This is a genomic window from Halobacteriovorax sp. GB3 (assembly GCF_028649655.1).
Taxonomy (GTDB): domain Bacteria; phylum Bdellovibrionota; class Bacteriovoracia; order Bacteriovoracales; family Bacteriovoracaceae; genus BSW11-IV.
Window position 1 is genome coordinate 451,197 of record NZ_JAQSLN010000001.1, and the last position, 16,119, is coordinate 467,315.

21 protein-coding genes are annotated in these 16,119 nt (G+C 38.6%); 10 read left to right on the plus strand and 11 right to left on the minus strand.

Annotation, left to right across the window (positions count from 1 at the left end):
- Positions 1–54: 54 nt before the first annotated feature.
- A complete protein-coding gene (locus tag HBN50_RS02240; RefSeq protein ID WP_273867579.1) occupies positions 55–960 on the minus strand; it encodes a 1,4-dihydroxy-2-naphthoyl-CoA synthase in 906 nt (301 codons plus the stop codon).
- 276 nt (positions 961–1,236) lie between these two features.
- On the opposite strand from HBN50_RS02240, the gene HBN50_RS02245 reads away from it, so the two are divergent.
- Positions 1,237–1,485, plus strand: a complete 249-nt coding sequence (locus HBN50_RS02245) for a hypothetical protein (RefSeq protein WP_273867581.1) — start codon at positions 1,237–1,239, stop codon at positions 1,483–1,485.
- A 411-nt stretch (positions 1,486–1,896) separates the two neighbouring features.
- Here the strand turns inward: HBN50_RS02245 and HBN50_RS02250 are convergent, their stop codons facing one another.
- Both HBN50_RS02250 and HBN50_RS02255 read right to left on the minus strand, forming a co-directional pair.
- A complete protein-coding gene (locus HBN50_RS02250) occupies positions 1,897–2,451 on the minus strand; it encodes an FMN-binding protein (RefSeq protein ID WP_273867584.1) in 555 nt (184 codons plus the stop codon).
- Positions 2,439–3,608, minus strand: a complete 1,170-nt coding sequence (locus tag HBN50_RS02255) for a hypothetical protein (protein WP_273867586.1) — start codon at positions 3,606–3,608, stop codon at positions 2,439–2,441. The genes HBN50_RS02250 and HBN50_RS02255 overlap by 13 nt, the downstream gene beginning before the upstream one ends.
- A gap of 143 nt (positions 3,609–3,751) precedes the next feature.
- On the opposite strand from HBN50_RS02255, the gene HBN50_RS02260 reads away from it, so the two are divergent.
- Together HBN50_RS02260 and HBN50_RS02265 are read left to right on the plus strand one after the other, a co-directional pair.
- Positions 3,752–4,798, plus strand: a complete 1,047-nt coding sequence (locus HBN50_RS02260) for an ABC transporter ATP-binding protein (protein ID WP_273867588.1) — start codon at positions 3,752–3,754, stop codon at positions 4,796–4,798.
- 165 nt (positions 4,799–4,963) lie between these two features.
- Positions 4,964–5,458 (plus strand): DUF2452 domain-containing protein, encoded by a 495-nt coding sequence (locus HBN50_RS02265; RefSeq protein WP_273867592.1) that lies wholly within the window; start codon positions 4,964–4,966, stop codon positions 5,456–5,458.
- Here the strand turns inward: HBN50_RS02265 and HBN50_RS02270 are convergent.
- Positions 5,455–5,853 (minus strand): hypothetical protein, encoded by a 399-nt coding sequence (locus HBN50_RS02270; RefSeq protein WP_273867594.1) that lies wholly within the window; start codon positions 5,851–5,853, stop codon positions 5,455–5,457. The two genes, HBN50_RS02265 and HBN50_RS02270, sit on opposite strands and share 4 nt — an antisense overlap.
- Positions 5,854–6,017: 164 nt before the next feature.
- Between HBN50_RS02270 and HBN50_RS02275 the strand changes: the two genes are divergently transcribed.
- The 3 genes from HBN50_RS02275 (at position 6,018) to HBN50_RS02285 (ending at position 7,434) form a co-directional block, all read left to right on the plus strand.
- Positions 6,018–6,740, plus strand: a complete 723-nt coding sequence (locus HBN50_RS02275) for an alpha/beta hydrolase (RefSeq protein WP_273867596.1) — start codon at positions 6,018–6,020, stop codon at positions 6,738–6,740.
- Positions 6,733–7,197, plus strand: coding sequence for a GNAT family N-acetyltransferase (locus HBN50_RS02280; RefSeq protein ID WP_273867599.1), 465 nt, complete (start codon positions 6,733–6,735; stop codon positions 7,195–7,197). Before HBN50_RS02275 ends, HBN50_RS02280 begins: the two co-directional genes overlap by 8 nt.
- 69 nt (positions 7,198–7,266) lie before the next feature.
- Complete coding sequence (locus HBN50_RS02285; protein WP_273867601.1) at positions 7,267–7,434, plus strand: hypothetical protein; 168 nt, start codon at positions 7,267–7,269, stop codon at positions 7,432–7,434.
- A 32-nt stretch (positions 7,435–7,466) separates the two neighbouring features.
- Here the strand turns inward: HBN50_RS02285 and HBN50_RS02290 are convergent, their stop codons facing one another.
- Both HBN50_RS02290 and HBN50_RS02295 read right to left on the minus strand, forming a co-directional pair.
- Positions 7,467–8,297: a pseudouridine synthase gene (locus tag HBN50_RS02290; protein ID WP_273867602.1), complete on the minus strand. Its 831-nt coding sequence runs from the start codon at positions 8,295–8,297 to the stop codon at positions 7,467–7,469.
- The gene (locus HBN50_RS02295) at positions 8,294–8,629 is read right to left on the minus strand and encodes a hypothetical protein (protein ID WP_273867604.1); all 336 of its coding nucleotides are present in this window, start codon (positions 8,627–8,629) and stop codon (positions 8,294–8,296) included. The genes HBN50_RS02290 and HBN50_RS02295 overlap by 4 nt, the downstream gene beginning before the upstream one ends.
- An 86-nt stretch (positions 8,630–8,715) precedes the next feature.
- Here HBN50_RS02295 and HBN50_RS02300 point away from each other — a divergent pair, with 86 nt between their 5' ends.
- A complete protein-coding gene (locus HBN50_RS02300) occupies positions 8,716–9,192 on the plus strand; it encodes a DUF2489 domain-containing protein (RefSeq protein WP_273867607.1) in 477 nt (158 codons plus the stop codon).
- Here HBN50_RS02300 and HBN50_RS02305 read toward each other — a convergent pair.
- A complete protein-coding gene (locus HBN50_RS02305; protein WP_273867609.1) occupies positions 9,129–9,626 on the minus strand; it encodes a PEGA domain-containing protein in 498 nt (165 codons plus the stop codon). The two genes, HBN50_RS02300 and HBN50_RS02305, sit on opposite strands and share 64 nt — an antisense overlap.
- A gap of 79 nt (positions 9,627–9,705) precedes the next feature.
- Here HBN50_RS02305 and lgt point away from each other — a divergent pair, with 79 nt between their 5' ends.
- Positions 9,706–10,509, plus strand: a complete 804-nt coding sequence (gene lgt, locus HBN50_RS02310; RefSeq protein ID WP_273867611.1) for a prolipoprotein diacylglyceryl transferase — start codon at positions 9,706–9,708, stop codon at positions 10,507–10,509.
- Here lgt and HBN50_RS02315 read toward each other — a convergent pair.
- A complete protein-coding gene (locus tag HBN50_RS02315; RefSeq protein WP_273867612.1) occupies positions 10,463–12,262 on the minus strand; it encodes a hypothetical protein in 1,800 nt (599 codons plus the stop codon). The genes lgt and HBN50_RS02315 overlap by 47 nt on opposite strands.
- Before the next feature lie 32 nt (positions 12,263–12,294).
- Complete coding sequence (locus tag HBN50_RS02320) at positions 12,295–13,137, minus strand: ImmA/IrrE family metallo-endopeptidase (RefSeq protein ID WP_273867614.1); 843 nt, start codon at positions 13,135–13,137, stop codon at positions 12,295–12,297.
- 120 nt (positions 13,138–13,257) lie between these two features.
- Here HBN50_RS02320 and HBN50_RS02325 point away from each other — a divergent pair, with 120 nt between their 5' ends.
- Both HBN50_RS02325 and HBN50_RS02330 read left to right on the plus strand, forming a co-directional pair.
- Positions 13,258–13,758, plus strand: coding sequence for an NADPH-dependent FMN reductase (locus tag HBN50_RS02325; protein WP_273867617.1), 501 nt, complete (start codon positions 13,258–13,260; stop codon positions 13,756–13,758).
- Positions 13,759–13,779: 21 nt separating this feature from the next.
- Positions 13,780–14,784 (plus strand): AI-2E family transporter, encoded by a 1,005-nt coding sequence (locus HBN50_RS02330; RefSeq protein ID WP_273867619.1) that lies wholly within the window; start codon positions 13,780–13,782, stop codon positions 14,782–14,784.
- 1 nt (position 14,785) lies between these two features.
- Here the strand turns inward: HBN50_RS02330 and HBN50_RS02335 are convergent, their stop codons facing one another.
- Together HBN50_RS02335 and HBN50_RS02340 are read right to left on the minus strand one after the other, a co-directional pair.
- Entirely contained in the window at positions 14,786–15,898 is a 1,113-nt protein-coding gene (locus HBN50_RS02335; protein WP_273867621.1) for a methyltransferase, read from the minus strand.
- Positions 15,898–16,098: a hypothetical protein gene (locus HBN50_RS02340; protein ID WP_273867623.1), complete on the minus strand. Its 201-nt coding sequence runs from the start codon at positions 16,096–16,098 to the stop codon at positions 15,898–15,900. Before HBN50_RS02340 ends, HBN50_RS02335 begins: the two co-directional genes overlap by 1 nt.
- Positions 16,099–16,119: the final 21 nt, after the last annotated feature.

Here is a 16,119-nt window from a genome sequence, read left to right on the forward strand (position 1 = left end):
TTGTTTAAAAGTATCAATGGCCCAGACAGTGATTGCTGGGCCGTTAACTTTCAATTAGTAATGCCAAGGAAATTTAGAAAAGTCTTGATCTCTTTTTTCGAGGAAGGCATCTCTTCCTTCTTTTGCTTCATCTGTAGCGTAGGCTAGGCGAGTTGCTTCTCCAGCAAAGAGTTGCTGTCCTACCATTCCATCATCAGTGAGGTTGAAACCAAACTTGAGCATTCTCATGGCCGTTGGAGATTTTGAGTTCATTTCTTTTGCCCAGCGAAGAGCTTCATTTTCTAACTCTTTATGTTCGACAACTTTATTAACCATTCCCATTTGGAAAGATTCTTCGGCCGAGTAGTTAAATCCGCAAAAGAAAATTTCTCTCGCTCTTTTTTGGCCAACCATTTTTGCAAGATAGGCCGAACCATAACCAGAGTCAAAGCTTGCTACATCAGGATCTGTTTGTTTAAAGATTGCATGTTCTTTAGAGGCAATTGTTAAGTCGCAAACAACATGAAGAGAGTGTCCTCCTCCTACGGCCCAACCTGGAACGACGGCAACGACAACTTTAGGCATAAAGCGAATGAGTCTTTGAACTTCTAAAATGTGAAGGCGTCCAAGCTTTGCTGGATCGACAACACCTTCGCTTCCTTCGTACTTGTATCCATCTTTTCCACGAATCCTTTGATCTCCACCAGCACAGAAGGCCCATCCTCCATCTTTAGCAGAAGGCCCATTCCCTGTTAAAAGAACAACTCCTACATCAGAGGTCATACGTGCGTGCTCAAGTGCGCGATAGAGCTCATCAACAGTCTTAGGGCGAAAGGAATTTCTGCACTCAGGTCTGTTAAAAGCGATTCTCACAGTCCCTTGGTCTTTAGCTCTGTGGTATGTAATATCAGTGAATTCTTCAAAACCTGGAACTTCATTCCATAGCTCTGGATTAAAAATATCTGAAACTTGATTGGTCATATGGTTCTCCTTTTATCGAGCCTATCCTAATGATCGGAAGGTCTTCAGTCAACGCAAGGAGTGCGTTTGTAAGGGATTGAATTTAGATAATTGACAATGATTCGTGTCACTTTTTAAGAAAAAAAGTTGGGCCAAAAAACTGGATAGATCAGTTATAAGTGTTGGTTTTAAAAGAATTTAGAATAGAAATTTGAAATTCTTTGAAAGCGAGATCTTATTTGTTTTTATAATGGACTTTATCACGTTAAGAATCCGATTTTTGAGAAGGGGAAGAGGATGGCACTTTATATCGTTAAAGACGTTATTGTAGATCATTACAGAGATGAAATTAGTTCAGCTTACAGTACAAGTAGTCATTATGGAGTTTTAAATTCAGGTGAATTTGATCATGCCATCACTGAGTTGTGGAAGGCCGCAAGAGTTGACGGTCTTACAAGAGATTTTTTCAACACATTGGTTGAGTACGAAGTGAAGGCCCATGGTGTTGAACCTGAAGTAACTACCTTTTTACAACAGGCCGCTTAAGTTTTTGTCCCATGAATTGGTGGTAGATAAAGAGAATGGTCCATAGGATTGATGATCCAATGTGGCTCCATTTCCAAAGGCTTGTTGTCCAAGATTCGACAGAACTTTGAAGTAGATACCCCGAAAATGTCATCAAAATAAAAAGGGCGGTCATAACGAGGCCGCTTCTTCTTAGTTTTTGATAGCCGCAGACAATTCGAAACCAAATGTGGTCTTGCCATATCACTCCTATACAAAAAATAAGTAGGGGAGATAAAATGATATGCAAGTGGTGAAAGTGAGCTTGAAAGGGATGAGACTGTAGTCCGTAGAGACCTTGAACTTTCATGAAGTACTTAAACACTCCATAGAGAAGCCCAGTGAGTATGCTCGCGTAGGAGCTATAAATAAGGGCATTCTTCTGTCTTGGACTCATTTCTTGTAGGCAACCTTGTCGATTGCGAGAATGCGTCTCGCGCTAATCACTGTTGATTTCGATGTGAGAGTTGCACCACTCACGACATCAATTGATTTCTTTAAATGAAGATCTCCATTTAAAATTTTGCTTTTAAACAGATCGAGCCACCTTTTTGGTGCTTTATATTCCACAGGCTCTTGGAAATTGAGAGTTCTAATTCTTTCAATGGACTGATTTTTGACAGCGATAAGCATTGATTGAGTGTGTGTTCGTACAACTTGCGAATCAATATAGGCGTGAATCATTTCCTTTTCACATTGAACGAGAAAACTCATAACGATTCCCGTATCAATTTTTAGCTCTGAAAGTGAACTTGCTTTTTGTAATTCCTCTTCTGAGAGATAAATCATTTTCTTTTCAATTTTACATTTAGGAAAATGGCCTTGCATAACATCGTTTAATGTTGCTCCACCTGCAAAAGAGAGGTTTATTGATAATAAAAGAGGGAGGAGTAAAACTCCTCCCTTATAAATCGAAGAATATGTTTTCAATTTAATTAGAAATGCCATCCCATACCTAGGTTGAATGAATCTCTACCAGTTTCAGCTTCATTTGTATTTTTAACATAATCAACTTTGAAAGTAATTCTGTCAATTGGCTTGAACTGAACACCGTAAGTGATATTTGTTACTTCTTGTGACTTGTTCTTAGTTACACCTGCTGGAACTTCTTCTTGAGTGTTGTAAGTTTCGTAACGAACAAATGGCATAATGGCCATGTCTGATCCAGACATTACATCATAACCAGCTTCAATGTAGTAACCTTGCATTTTATCAGCAGCGCTTCCACCTTTTTGCTCATTAAGTTTCTTCCCATCAAGATCTGCCCAAGTGTAAAGAGCACGAGTCTTTAGACCTTTCCACTGATACTCAGCGTGAAAGTCGAAGATATTGTGGCTAACACCAGAAACACCATTAAGTTTTCCAACGTATGCTGAAGCTCCAGCTACAAGACCTTGAAGACCTGTATAGTCAACTCTTGCCACATAAGAGAAGTGATCAGCCGTTGCATTTGAAGCCTTTTGACGACCATCTCTAACACCATTCTCTCCAAAGTTTGAAGCAGAACCATCAAGCGAGTTCATGATGTAGAACTTGTAGTTAAAAGAAGAAAGCTTCCCATAAACACCAAGTCCGTGCTCTCTCCAAGTTGTTGGAAGAATTTTATTTTCAATTTCTGGTCTGTTTACTGAAAAGAATGTTGTTGGCTCGTGTGTTTCATTGATCCAACCCATTGGTGTAAGAAGAACACCCGCTCTAAAGTTAAGAGCATCAGAGTGGTGGTAATCAAGGTGAGCAAATTCTAGATAAATTTTGTTAGCGTGCTCAATTTCGATTTCTGTGTTTAGAGTCCACTTCTCATCGAATTTGTAACCAACGTAAAGAATATTTCTTAGCGCATCAGCTGTTGCTGGTTGAGAAGAGCGATCACCCTTTTCATTTTCTCCACTTTTATTAGTGTAAGTAATCTCTCCGTATCCTCCAATCGATAGACCGTTTCCAAGATTGTAAACTTTGTCTTTTGAAAGACCTTGAGTTTGTGCTCCTCCGTGACGAAGTTTAGCAACTTCTGAAGCGAGAACGTCAATTTTCTTTTCTAGTTCAGTAACTGTGGCACCCATCGCGACAGCTGGAACAAGAGCTAGTGCTGCTAGTGTCTTTTTCATGTTGAACTCCTTATTAACATGGTACTGGTCTAATACTAAATAAAATGTTTGACCTGTCAAACAGAATCGAGTCAATAGGAATTGTTTTGATAAAGCTTCCAATGCCCATAGTCAGCTTGAGAGCTTTTTGATAAAACCCTTGCATGGATATATTACGCATAGAAAAACTCTTGAAAACATATGATGAAAAGTCGTTAACCACTGTTAATGAAGTAAGCTTTGCCCTTAAAAAAGGGGAGATCCTCTCTATTATCGGTCCCTCTGGAACGGGAAAGAGTACCTTGGTTAAAATGATTGCGGGTATCGTTGGCCCTAAGTCGGGCAAGATGTTCTTTTATGATACCGAGCTGCCATATGAAAAAGAGCATGAGAAGATCGCCTATGTTCCGCAAGAGCTCTCATTAGATAATGATAAAAATATTTTTGATAATATAAAAACGAAAGTGGCCCACCTTAATGAAGATGAAATTCATGTGAAGGTCAGAGATATGATTGAAGTTTTTGGTCTTCAGTATAAAGACTTTAAAAGTCCAACAGAGCTCTCAACGGGACAAAAGCAAAGGGCCGAGATGGCCAAGGCGCTCGTGAATTCTCCTGAAGTTTTAATTCTCGATGAGCCCTTTTCGAATTTAGATAAAAGTCTTCGTGAACAATTAAAAGCTGAGCTATTTGAAATTCTAGAAGAGAGAGAAATAAGCTGTATTATGGTGACTCACGACTTGGATGATGCCTTTTCTGGTTCCGATCGCGTGATGGTGATGGCCGATGGTATTGTTAAGCAATTGGCTTCGCCGAGAGAAATCTATCAAAAACCAGCATGTAGTTATGTTGCCCGCTTTAGTGGTGCCGTCAATCTTCTGGCTGGCCCTATTACCCCTCTTGAAAATGGACTCTATCACATAAAGAATAGTTTTGGAGAGTTTGAAGCGAAGGCCCATCAAGAAGCTCTTTCACAAGCTAAGTTTGCCTATCTCGTCGTTCGCCCAGAAATGACTGAATTGAATAATAAGGGAAAATACAAAGGAACAGTCTTAAAGAAGCGCTTCTATGGACCCTATGTTGATCTTTGGCTGAAGACTGTTGATCAAAATAAATTTATCATTCGCGTTCCTTATGATCAGGAGCAGGAGATCGGTAAAACTATTCGCTTTGATATAAAAGCGAAAGATCTCTATCTACTCATGATTTAAAAAAATCTAAAAATACTGATCTAGCTCATAGTGGCTTTCGCTAATTCATGTAAATTAGATGAAAGAGGTTTGGGTCTAGGTTGCACAAATTCCGATCTCTAAGACCAGTGAGGTTTTATCCCTATTTTTTTTCCTCACTGGTTTTTTCTATGTTACCTTATCACTATGAGTGACAAAAATAATCCAAAGAAAGATTCAAAAGAAAATTCTAAGAAAGAGCAGGCCCAGCACGAACTGGATGTCTTTAAAGAGGACCGTGTCGATCTTCAAGGTCTGATCAAATTTGCTCACGAAAAAGGTGGCTTTTCAATCGTTCCTACTGAAAAGGGAATGAGAGAGGGAAAGGCAATGGAGGCCTTACAAGGGCAAACCCAAATGCAACTCGATACTATCTTTGAGCAAATGAAAGTTCTAGCGAAACAGGCCGAGCAACTGCGCTCACGAGTTGATCTCTCTTCACAAGTCTATGATGCAAAGTATAGCTTTGATCCTGTCGTTGGTGATCAATATTATCTCTATGATAAAAAAGATGGTTCTAAGATTCTTTCGATGATTTCACCTGATCAGTGGAATAATGATTCTCTAACTTACGTTGCTACTGTGAAGTTCTTGGCGGATGAAACTTGGGAAGTCATTGCTAAAGAAGGTGATGAGAATTAAGCCGCAGCCATTTCTCCACTTCGATAAAAGAGCACTGCTGATAAGATGGAGTGCTTGAGTTCTTTTTCAATTTCGACTTCATTAACTAAATAGCAGCCACTATCAACAAGCGTTAACAGCCAATTTCTCGTTTCAGTGTTTTTTGGCAAATGATTGATTAAAACAATTGGTGTGCTTGGAACTATGTCTGCGAGCATTCCTTGATCAAAAATTTCATAATTATCTAAGTAAATTATGAGGGCATCAGTTGGAACAGTCCCGATATGTTCAATGCACTCTTCCTTACTCCAAGAGAGTGAGACATCCCAGTTATTGCTTGAGAGGAGAAAGCCTATTCGTGAGGCTTCATGGTCGTTATTTGTCAGAAGGTTAACAGACAAATTGTGAATATTCATGGGAGCCCTCCTAATGGATAGTCTCTATTATAAGATAAATCTCAACTTCAAGTGTTTAAATGTTTTATTAATTAAATGATAACGTTTGATTGGGAGTTTGCGTTGCGTCTAGGGACTCTCAATATTTCCATTATAATGGTTGAACATCACTAAGGAGGGTGCATATGCCTTTAGAGTTTAAAAAGGTTAAAAACGGTCAATTAACAATCTCTTATGCTATTCAACGCCATGGAGAGGGGCCGAATCTTGTCATTTTACCAGGAGCACTGGCAACAAAATGGGACTATACAGGCTTTGATGAGTTCTTTTCTAAAGATGATAATAAGGCACTCGGGACCGTGATCTCACTAGACTTTAGAGGTCGTGGGGAGAGTGAATTACCTGAGGATGAGAAAGTTAAGATTGGCTTTTCTGTCGATGATCATTTAAGTGATGTTGCCGCAGTCATTGATGAAGTTGGTCTCAATAGTTTCTACATTGTCGGTCATTCATTTGGTGCTGCTCTAGGATTGAAATATGCCATTAATAATCGCGATAAAGTTTTAGGATTAATTGTTGGAGACTACGTTCCTTTTTGTCCTCCTTTTGATAGCAACTGGAAGGAGAAAATTGAAAAGAGAGTAGGTCAATTTAATATTCATCCAGATCTTCCGAGTCTTTTAAAAGATGGTTTTAAACCAGAGGGATTCGTTCACCAATTAAGTGAGATCGACGGGCTTCCTCTTCTCATCATTAAAGGGCAATTTCTATCAAATGATAAGGCCATGAAAATGTGGTCGGCCATGAGGAATACCCAAGTGTTTGATGGACCAAAAGACCACGATGTCTATTCAAGTGATCAAACGAGAAAGAGAGTTTTAAACTTCTGTGGTGCGAGCCTTGCTTGAATTGATTGAAAATAATCCTTTTGATGTTGAGGGACTTAAAGAAGTTTATCAAACAGAGAAAGAGTTAAAATTATCTTGGCCTAGTGCGAGATGGCCAATTGAAGAAGGTGAGTGGACGCAGTGGCTTGAGGCAGAGCACTCTGAATCAGTATCGCTCATCTTTGAACTCCATCAAAAGAAGATCGGTCACATCGCTTTTAAACGTTATCTATTGGAACCTAAGATGTGCTATCTGTGCTTTGTTTATATGCAGCCAGATTTTCGCTCTAAGGGGCTTTCTAAAGTCATGCTCGATCAGGCTCTTTTTTATGCCAAGTCGCGATGGTCACTCGATGAAGTTCATTTGCTCGTCGAGAAAAATAATTTAAGAGCACTGCAGTTTTATGAAAAAAATGGCTTTCAAGTTCTCGATACTATGAATGACAAATGGCGCATGAGAAAAATGACAGAGAGTTGACCTATTTGACCTTGACCTTTGGGCCATCGGTATTATCTTGTGAGAAGAAATCATAAAGGAGATAACGATATGGTTAAGCCTTGTAAGATAGGGAAGGTTCATGTGAATAGAATGGGGATTATGATTCCCGTTCCACGAATGATTCCACTCTACACAAGAAATGGCGATGCTCTTGCGAAAATTAAGGCCAAGGAAAAGAGCGAGAATAAAAAGAAGTCTTCTAAAAAAGAATCTTAAAAAAAATAATGCCCCTTATTCAGGGGCATTTTTTATATGTGCTCTAATTTTTCTTCAGGGACTTCAAAGTTGAAGACGCGGTTAGTGACAGGATCAGTCACTTTCAATTTATAAGCGACGAGTTTAATTTCCTCACTATCTTTTTTCCCTCGACCAAATTTACGATCACCAACAATAGGGTGACCTAGATCGGCAAAGTAAGATTTGAGTTGTTGGACTTTTCCTGTTGGAAGAGTTGCTTCAACTAATGTCGTCTTTTCTCTGGCTTCGATAACACGAAAATAGGTTTCGGCCTTCTTTCCTTCTAAAACGGCATCGATAACTTTGTCTTTGTCACCTTCGACAAGATCCCCACGAACTTCAACTAAATACTTCTTTTCAATTTTTGTACTCGCCCAAATATCACTGAATTTACTTGCAAGTGTTTTATCGTAAGAAACGAGAATCAATCCGGCTGTCTCTCTTTCTAGACGGTGAACGAGATAGACATCCTTTTTGCCTAATTGCTGAAGCTGTCTCTCGACTGCTCCTTCATCAGCAAACTTTGTTCCGTGAGATAGGATATTTACTGGCTTATACCAAACTCCCCAGTGTCTCGATTCATAGATCAATTCGATTGGAGTCGATTCGATTTTTTCTAGGTGAGGGTTATAGTAGAATTGGACCTTTGTTCCAACGAATAGTTCGAGACTTGCTCTTCTCGCTCTTTCAAATTTTTTACGGCCTTTTTTCTTATACCAGACGGCACCATTTTTAAGGTATCTTTTCAAGCTTTGCTTTGAAAGCTCAGTTTCTTTAGCGAGTAAATCGATAAGAGTGACTTTCTCTTGTATCGTAAAGTTGTAAATTTTAGTATTTCTCATTGAAGGTCCGATTGATTCAAACTGTCTAGCTGTGAAAGTGTCCAAGGGCAACCTGGACAACCTGACTGGCAACAACCTTCGTCGGCCCAGTCCGATGTTTCATTATTATTTTCGATGTTTTTAAAAGAATAAAAATGGAGGTCATCTTCACTATCAAATTCTTCATAGAGATCAGGAGATTGAAGAGGATCACTCATGGTTTGAAGAGTGAGAGACAACATGTGAGAGTGGGCCTTGTTTTTATCAGAAAAAACGATGGCGAAGCTCTCATTTTTGGCCTTAACAAAGTAGCTATCAAGGTCGATGTTGTAATCTATATAATATTCTCTCATAGGCCCTTTTGTAGCATGAATTAAAAAGGTGTGCTAGCTTTCTCTTGAACCCTGGAAGAGTTGACTCGGTAAAAAGGAAATAGAAAATGTTGAACCAATACTTCTGGCAAATTCTTGTCGTTCTTTGTCTGTTAATTGTTGTTTTAGCGACTGTTGCTTATAGACTTTGGCGCGGCATGGAGAATGTGAAAAAAGCTGAACTTGATAAAAAACAAGAACTTGCTCTTAAAGATCGAGAAAGAGAGGAATTTGTAGAAGAGAGCCTGCGCATTATTGGAAAGGCCGTGCTCGAGAAGCAATGTGAGATTTCAGAGGGCTGTATTCGCATTCGTATGCTTTTAAATAGAACATCTAAGATTGATGTTACCAATCCTAACTTTAATACTTTCTATGAGTTGTATGAAGAGATCAAGCACTTTAAAACTCACCAAGAGAGAAAAGAGCTATCAAAGCAAGCAAGGTTTAATGAAGATAAAAAGAGATTTGAAATTGAAGATCGTTATAGAGATTCAATGCTTGAAGCGACTCGTGAATTACTTAAGGCCTTAGAGTCTTTTAATTGATTCTTCCCAATAACTTTAATGCTCTTTTTTAGAGGAGTTTGAGCTGGCTCCATTTCAATGTAAATGGAGTCATCAGAGAACTTCTTGAGATTGCCCATCATGGCATCAGCACCCCAAAAAACAACATTGATTAGATTGAGTGTGGCCATTGGATTGAATTCTTTTCGAAGAACATAGGTTGCATCTTCAAAACCATCTTTTTTGACCGTAAGTTTCGACTCATCAGGAAGATCGCGACTAATCGAGCGCTTAAGAGGTGTGTCTCCAATGTACTTGTCATTGAGATAGACTTTTGCCCCTTGTGCATTTGTCGATAATTGAATTTTGTCTTCACTACCGCCGATCATTGTCGCACAGCTTGTAAACAGTGAGCAAAAGCTCGCTGTGACAACAGTCTTTTTGACCTTCGATTTGATCTTCATTTTTAAAGCCATAGAAAAATTGTAAGTTTTTTGTATGTTATCTGTAAATAGGTATAATAATCCTAATAGAATCTTAAAATTAGGTGATTCGGTGAGTTATTACATCCATAATCTAGATCCCATCGCTTTTCGCATTGGTTCATTGGCCTTTCCTTGGTACTGGCTAGTCTATTGCCTAGGCTACTTCTGGTTTCTCTTCTCTCTAGAGAAATTCATCGTGAACAAGAGCCTCAAGATGTCCTCTAAGAGCCTCTATAGCTTTGTTTTTGGCGGTTTTATCGCACTTCTCTTGGGAGGAAGACTGGGCTACGTTTTCTTTTATAATTGGCCATTCTATCAGGCCAATCCGCAAAAGATTGTGGCCTTATGGGAAGGAGGGATGAGCTTTCATGGCGCGTTGGCCTTGAGCGCAATCTGGGTTCTTATTTACAGCAAAATAGTGAATATTCGCTTTTTTAATTTGTCTGACCACCTGTGTTTTTTGGCCCCTCCAGTGCTTGCCTTTGGGAGACTCGCTAATTTTATCAATGGAGAACTCGCTGGAAGAGTAAGCGATGTGCCCTGGGCGGTGATTTTTCCCCGAATTTATGGAAATACTCCCAGACACCCCTCCCAACTTTATGAGGCCTTTATCGAGGGGATTCTTCTTTTTGGAGTGATGCTTATTTTGAAAGGGAAGCTTAAAGTCGAGCGCTTTATGAGTTCACTCTTTTTAATTGGCTATGGACTTGGACGCTTTGTCGTTGAATACTTTAGAGAGCCTGATCAGCAACTTGGCTTCATAATAAAAGAGCTGACCCTAGGCCAGCTCTTTTGCTTAATGATGATTTTAATTGGTGTTATTATTTTTATTTCTGGTCGAAGAAAATATCCACAGCATAACTTGGAAGTTTAGAGATATCTTCAATGATTTTTCTTTCATACATGATCTGTTGAACTTTTTCATCGTATTCTTTTCTTAGCTCTTCTGGCAGATCAGGGTTTTGATAGTCAAAGTCATCTTTCAAGAGTTCAAACTCACGTTTATCATCGAGTTTAGAAGCTACAGGAGTGTAGACTTTCTCATAAATACAAAGTGGTAAGTACTTAGGATTGATGATGATACACTCTTTGATTCCATCGATATCCACAGGCTTTCCAGAAACGCTTTGCTTATAAAGTTTAAGAATTTCCTTCTGTCTATCTCTAATATAAGTCGAGTAAGCTCTAAACTTTTCCATCTGTTGAAAGTCACTGATATAGGCATCAAGAATGGCCTTAGGCAGAGGAACTTGTCTAATTTGTTCCATATCCCAAGGGTTGAAGCTTGGATTCTTAATGGCAAAGTTCACGAGATCTGGGAACTCTTCTTGATAATTTACCCAAAGACATTTCGTGTAAGCATCATCTGTTTTCTCTGTCGTACAAAGAATCTTATCTCCATACCACCAGCGAAGAGCATCTTGATAGTATTCACCAAGTTTCTCATCGAGATCAAACCAATAGATTGTCCCACCGAGTGGAATACCACCAGAGATCATAATATAGGCCATTCTCGCTTGGGCCGCATAACCTTGTGAGAGAATCTTTCCACGTGAGAGATCTTTGCTTTCTAAGTACTCTTTAATGAGCTCAGACTTCTCAGTGAAGTTCTTATAAACCTTATTATTTTTAACCGATCGCTTTAACTCTTCTTTTGCTTTTGAATAAGAGATATTTCTTCGTGCGTAAGAAGAAGGTTGAATCGACTCATCTTTTAAAATCTTTGTAATCTTTTGGTAGAGTGCTTGAATTTCTGCTTTTTGCTCCGCTGTCGTGTGAGTAAACTCGGCGCGCTTTCCAATGTTAAGGTAGGCAAATTCAAGTTCTCTATGGAGGATAACAAGCTTGTCTTTTAGCTTTGCTTGATGGGAAATTCTATTTTTAATGACTCCATCAGTGAGAAAATTAAAGTTGATGCGATCGAACTCATTTTGTTTTTTTGGAGCAAAGATTCCACCATCAAAATACTTCAAATCGTGCTCAAGGTGTTCAATTAAGTTTTTAAGATTTTCATCTTCTTTTCTAAAAGTAAAAACTGTAGGTTCCCACTTTCCATTCTTTTTAAATTGAAGCTCAACACGATCAAAATCTTTTGCTTTTTTCTTATAGAGCTTTAAAAGTTCTAAGTTGTATTTAATTGAAACTCTCGTTTCTAGAAGTTCTTTTACTTGATCGTTGTAGGCTTGATAATCACTTAACCACTTTCCAATCTTAATATTCAGTTCTTCAAGTTTTTGTTGTGCTTTAGGGTCTCCTGCGAGCGCCTTTACATAAACAATGACACTTGAAAGAGTTTCTTCCTCGTCAAAAATATAATAAGTAGGAAATTCATTGTCGTTTACAAAGCGAAAAAAACGATAAGTCTTATCGTAGATTACTTTTCTGATACTTTCTTTTGGTTTGTTAACGATTAAACTATCAGTGCTTCGGTGAACGAGCTCTTTATCTTCAGCAGCTTTTCTCAGCTTATCGCTGTAGCCATCTTCCATAAACATGTGCATCTCTCTAAAACATTTGAGAGTGACTTTTGGTTTTGTTTGACTTGCCGGACTTCTCGTTGCTTGAAAGTTTGAGCAAGAGCTAAGAATAAAAGGCGCCGTTAGAATGAGTGATTTTAGTATTTTCATAGAACTCTTATCGGTTATAGAGGTTAAATTATTTAGAAAGAATTAAACCAACAATTCGGTCTAAAGCCCTGATTTTTCTCACAGATCCAATCTTTACTTAAGGGGTCTTTGTCACAGAGGGCCCCCGAGAGAATGGTATCGATGCGACATTGAATATCTGGATAGGAATTGATGATCGTTCTCTCGACATGTTGATGAGAGGGATTTGTTAGACTCGCGAGTCCATCATCTGGAAAAATATAGTAGAGCACATGAGCAAAACTAAGGGCCGCCTCGGCCACATGTTCACAAACACGTTTCATTTTATCCGTTTGATGAAAGCGATGACAGAGATCGAGAATCAAAGGAGGAAGAGCTCCAGGAAGATCTTTATCGAGATCTTTTTGAAGATAATATCTTTTTAAGCATTGAGCTGCTGCAAAGTAGTCGGCCTGCCCTTCGCTAGAAGCCCATCTCATTGTGTCGAGCTCTGTTCTTGGCATTCCTGCGAGGATGTGACCAATTTCATGACAAGCAGTAAAGGCCCAGCCTTTCTCTGTCATTCCTGGAATTCTCGCCATTCCACCCCAGAAGTTGATGCTAAAAGATTCGTGTTGGAGGTCTTGGCCATCTTCTTGAACTGCCCAAGCACTGAAGTAGGGAACATCCCAAAAGAGATTGAGTTTGGTTGGTCGGTTTTGATTTTTAAATTCTTCCTCGTAGAGGTTGTAAACTTCTGTGGCGACTTGTTCAAAAGTTTCTCTACCAAGGTGGGATTGGATTTGTGCATTTTGGTCGATCATGTATCGGCTTGGATCGGACTTCTCCTCAACACAGAAGGGACAAGCTAGTGCTAGACCGTGAAAGAGAGAAATTATCAAGACAATCCATTTCATAAATAATACCGAAATTCCCTGAAATCATTGATACTTTGTATATTTTGGAGTCTAATATGAAGAGTCTTAAATAGGCAGAGAAGTTATAAAATTTATAGATTAAAAAAAGGGAGAACAATCGTGGCAAAAGTTTCGATTCTTTGTGCAACTAGTGGAAATAACTTAAAACTAAGCCATTCGCTTGAAGAGGTTTTAAAAGAACTTGGAGCTGAAGTAGAGCTCATTAACCTCGAGGCACTAGACCTGCCACTTTATTCACCGAAAGAAGAAGGAAATGGTATTCCTGAAAAAGCAACTCACGTAGCTGATACTCTTGCAGCAAGCCAAGGGATTGTTATGGTTGCCCCTGAATATAACGGAAGTCTTCCTCCTGTTATGAATAATGCTGTTGCATGGATTTCAAGAACTGGAGAGGATTGGAGAGCTGCTTTCAATGGTAAATTCTCTGTTGTTGCGACACACTCTGGTGGTGGCGGATCAAAAGTATGTAATGCGATGAGACAGCAATTAGAGCACGTTGGTTCAGTTGTTCTTCCAAGAACGATTGTGACAAATTATCAAAAAGAGTTGAATCCAAAGTCGGCAAAAGCGATTATGACTCAACTTCTTAAGTACTGTTAAAAAATTAAAATAGGGAAGATCATGGAAGGAACTTTTCAAAAGATAAATAATGTTTGCTTGGTTATTTTAACTCTAATCGCTCTTACCGGAGCGCTTGTTTATACGAAAGCAATCTTAATTCCTTTTGTGATCTCTCTTTTTCTCTACGCTATTTCAAGTCCCTCTATCTTGTGGCTTGAAAAGAAGTTTCACTTTCCAAGAATGGTCTGTGCTTTGATTACCATTATTCTCTTTCTCTGCGTGATGAGTATTGTGGTTCTCTTTGTCGTTTATTCTTTAAAGAACTTTATTGCCGGAGCTGATCTTTATACGCAGAAACTTGCGACTTTCTTTGAAGATGTCACGGTACTTTTGAAAACATATGGAATCCATATTGACTCTAGTAATATTCGTGAAGAGATCTTGAGCCTGCCAATCTTTACTTATTTAAAAAGATTTACTGGCTCTATTGTTTCCTTAGTTGGCAATAGTACTCTTATTTTGATTATCACTTCTTTTCTCATTGTAGGGGAAGGGGCAACAAAAGGAGAGAATGCTCTTTTTAAAGAAATTCACTATAAGATTTCTCGCTATGTAATGACAAAGTTTACAACGTCATTCATTACAGCTCTTCTTGTTGGGATACTCTTAGGATTATTCAAAGTCGACTTGGCCTTTATGTTTGCGATTTTAACGTTTCTCTTTAATTTTATTCCAAACGTTGGTTCCATCATCGCCACGGCCCTTCCACTGCCAGTGATTCTTTTACAATTTGGTTTTGGTTTGCCTTTCATTGCGATCTCTCTGGGATCACTTGTTATTCAATTTACAATTGGTAATGTCATTGAACCAAAGGTTATGGGAGAGTCAATGGATCTGCATCCTGTTGCAGTTCTTCTTTTTCTTATGTTTTGGGGTCTCGTTTGGGGGCTGCCTGGAATGTTTATGGCCGTTCCAATTACAGCGATTTTAAAAATTGTTCTATCGAGAATTGAAACGACAAGACCGCTTTCGGAATTACTTGCTGGACGAATTTCAAACTTTTAATTTACTTCCTGCACTCAAGAATTGTAAATTTCTGATTGCTTGCTAGAAGTTCAACGTTCTTAAAAATTCTTTTAAGTTTGGCGTGATAGCCTAAGTGTCTATTTCCAATGACAAGAAGCCTCCCTTCTTTTTTAAGAGCTTTCTTTGCATCTTGAAACATATTCCAAGCAATGAAATCACCGATAGTATTATTTTGGTGAAAAGGAGGGTTGCATAGAACGAGATCAAAGATTTCTTCTTTTCCATCTTCAAAGCAATTGGTCCAATGAAAGTGTGCTTCATCTTCAAAGAAGAGCTTATAATTTTCTCTCGCACTTTTAACGGCCATAAAGGATTCATCAGAGAAAGTGATTTGAGATGCTGGATTGAGCATTTTTGCTTTTAGTCCAACGATACCATTGCCACAACCAATATCGAGTATTGTTGAGTAGTCTCCCTTAGGAATGTGCTCAAGAAAAAACCTTGTACCAACATCTAATTTCTCTCGGCTAAAAACATTTGAGTGATTAATGAGTGCCAGATCAAAATTAGGCATCTTCACTTCTAAAGGGTATGGGTTTTCTACAAGAGAAGGTTGTTCGGCCTTTGAAAAAAGAAGTCTTGCTTTCTTTTTTGCTAAGCTCGTTGTCACTGTTCCAACATATTTCTCTAAGAGTTTAAAACTAACTTTTGGTAAGTGTTTAATCATCACACCGATAATTACTTGGCAGTCTTTTGTCATATTCTTTTGTAGTGAGATGAGAATATCTTCAAAGAAAGACATACTTTTTGGGAGCTTGATTATGATGAGATCATAAACTCCTTCAATCGTATTTAGGTCATTGATTAAATGAGGTGCTTGAAGTTTATTGTCCCTAGCATTTTCTATAATGCCTTTTGAACAGACAAACGAGTCTTGGTAGATGTGGGGATTAGATGAATTTAGATTTAAGCTAAGAGCACCCCATTGATCATTTACGATCAAAACTTTTTCACTCCCAGACAGATTTCTCGAAGAGATCTCTTCTAAGATAAGTTCATCAGCTGCATCCCAGGCCCTGAGTTTCTCATCTTTGATGCGTGGATATCTCTTGAGTGTTAAATCGAAAAAAGGGGAGTTTAAAGTCTCTTCCATTACTTCTTCTTATTTATCGCTTGCTCGTACTTTGCAATTTCTTCTGGACTTAGAGTCGTTGGTTCAATCTTCTTAAAACTCTTGATGGCATCTTTTCTCTCTTGGCAAGTGTGGACCGTTCCATCACCTTCAACAGGAACATTTTTTCTTCCCTCTTTCATCCAAGTAATTTCTTTATTGCAGTAGCGACATTTAGACATTGTTTTCTCCTTTCCAAAAGC

Bases quoted from the DNA above. Each gene is read 5' to 3' on its own strand.
- HBN50_RS02265 (WP_273867592.1), top strand. From the start codon at position 4,964: ATGAGTGACAAAAATAATCCAAAGAAAGATTCAAAAGAAAATTCTAAG.
- HBN50_RS02275 (WP_273867596.1), top strand. From the start codon at position 6,018: ATGCCTTTAGAGTTTAAAAAGGTTAAAAACGGTCAATTAACAATCTCT.
- HBN50_RS02285 (WP_273867601.1), top strand. From the start codon at position 7,267: ATGGTTAAGCCTTGTAAGATAGGGAAGGTTCATGTGAATAGAATGGGG.
- HBN50_RS02290 (WP_273867602.1), bottom strand. From the start codon at position 8,297: ATGAGAAATACTAAAATTTACAACTTTACGATACAAGAGAAAGTCACT.
- HBN50_RS02245 (WP_273867581.1), top strand. From the start codon at position 1,237: ATGGCACTTTATATCGTTAAAGACGTTATTGTAGATCATTACAGAGAT.
- HBN50_RS02295 (WP_273867604.1), bottom strand. From the start codon at position 8,629: ATGAGAGAATATTATATAGATTACAACATCGACCTTGATAGCTACTTT.
- HBN50_RS02240 (WP_273867579.1), bottom strand. From the start codon at position 960: ATGACCAATCAAGTTTCAGATATTTTTAATCCAGAGCTATGGAATGAA.
- HBN50_RS02320 (WP_273867614.1), bottom strand. From the start codon at position 13,137: ATGAAATGGATTGTCTTGATAATTTCTCTCTTTCACGGTCTAGCACTA.
- HBN50_RS02330 (WP_273867619.1), top strand. From the start codon at position 13,780: ATGGAAGGAACTTTTCAAAAGATAAATAATGTTTGCTTGGTTATTTTA.
- HBN50_RS02305 (WP_273867609.1), bottom strand. From the start codon at position 9,626: ATGGCTTTAAAAATGAAGATCAAATCGAAGGTCAAAAAGACTGTTGTC.
- HBN50_RS02300 (WP_273867607.1), top strand. From the start codon at position 8,716: ATGTTGAACCAATACTTCTGGCAAATTCTTGTCGTTCTTTGTCTGTTA.
- HBN50_RS02255 (WP_273867586.1), bottom strand. From the start codon at position 3,608: ATGAAAAAGACACTAGCAGCACTAGCTCTTGTTCCAGCTGTCGCGATG.
- HBN50_RS02315 (WP_273867612.1), bottom strand. From the start codon at position 12,262: ATGAAAATACTAAAATCACTCATTCTAACGGCGCCTTTTATTCTTAGC.
- HBN50_RS02340 (WP_273867623.1), bottom strand. From the start codon at position 16,098: ATGTCTAAATGTCGCTACTGCAATAAAGAAATTACTTGGATGAAAGAG.
- HBN50_RS02335 (WP_273867621.1), bottom strand. From the start codon at position 15,898: ATGGAAGAGACTTTAAACTCCCCTTTTTTCGATTTAACACTCAAGAGA.
- HBN50_RS02270 (WP_273867594.1), bottom strand. From the start codon at position 5,853: ATGAATATTCACAATTTGTCTGTTAACCTTCTGACAAATAACGACCAT.
- HBN50_RS02250 (WP_273867584.1), bottom strand. From the start codon at position 2,451: ATGGCATTTCTAATTAAATTGAAAACATATTCTTCGATTTATAAGGGA.
- HBN50_RS02260 (WP_273867588.1), top strand. From the start codon at position 3,752: ATGGATATATTACGCATAGAAAAACTCTTGAAAACATATGATGAAAAG.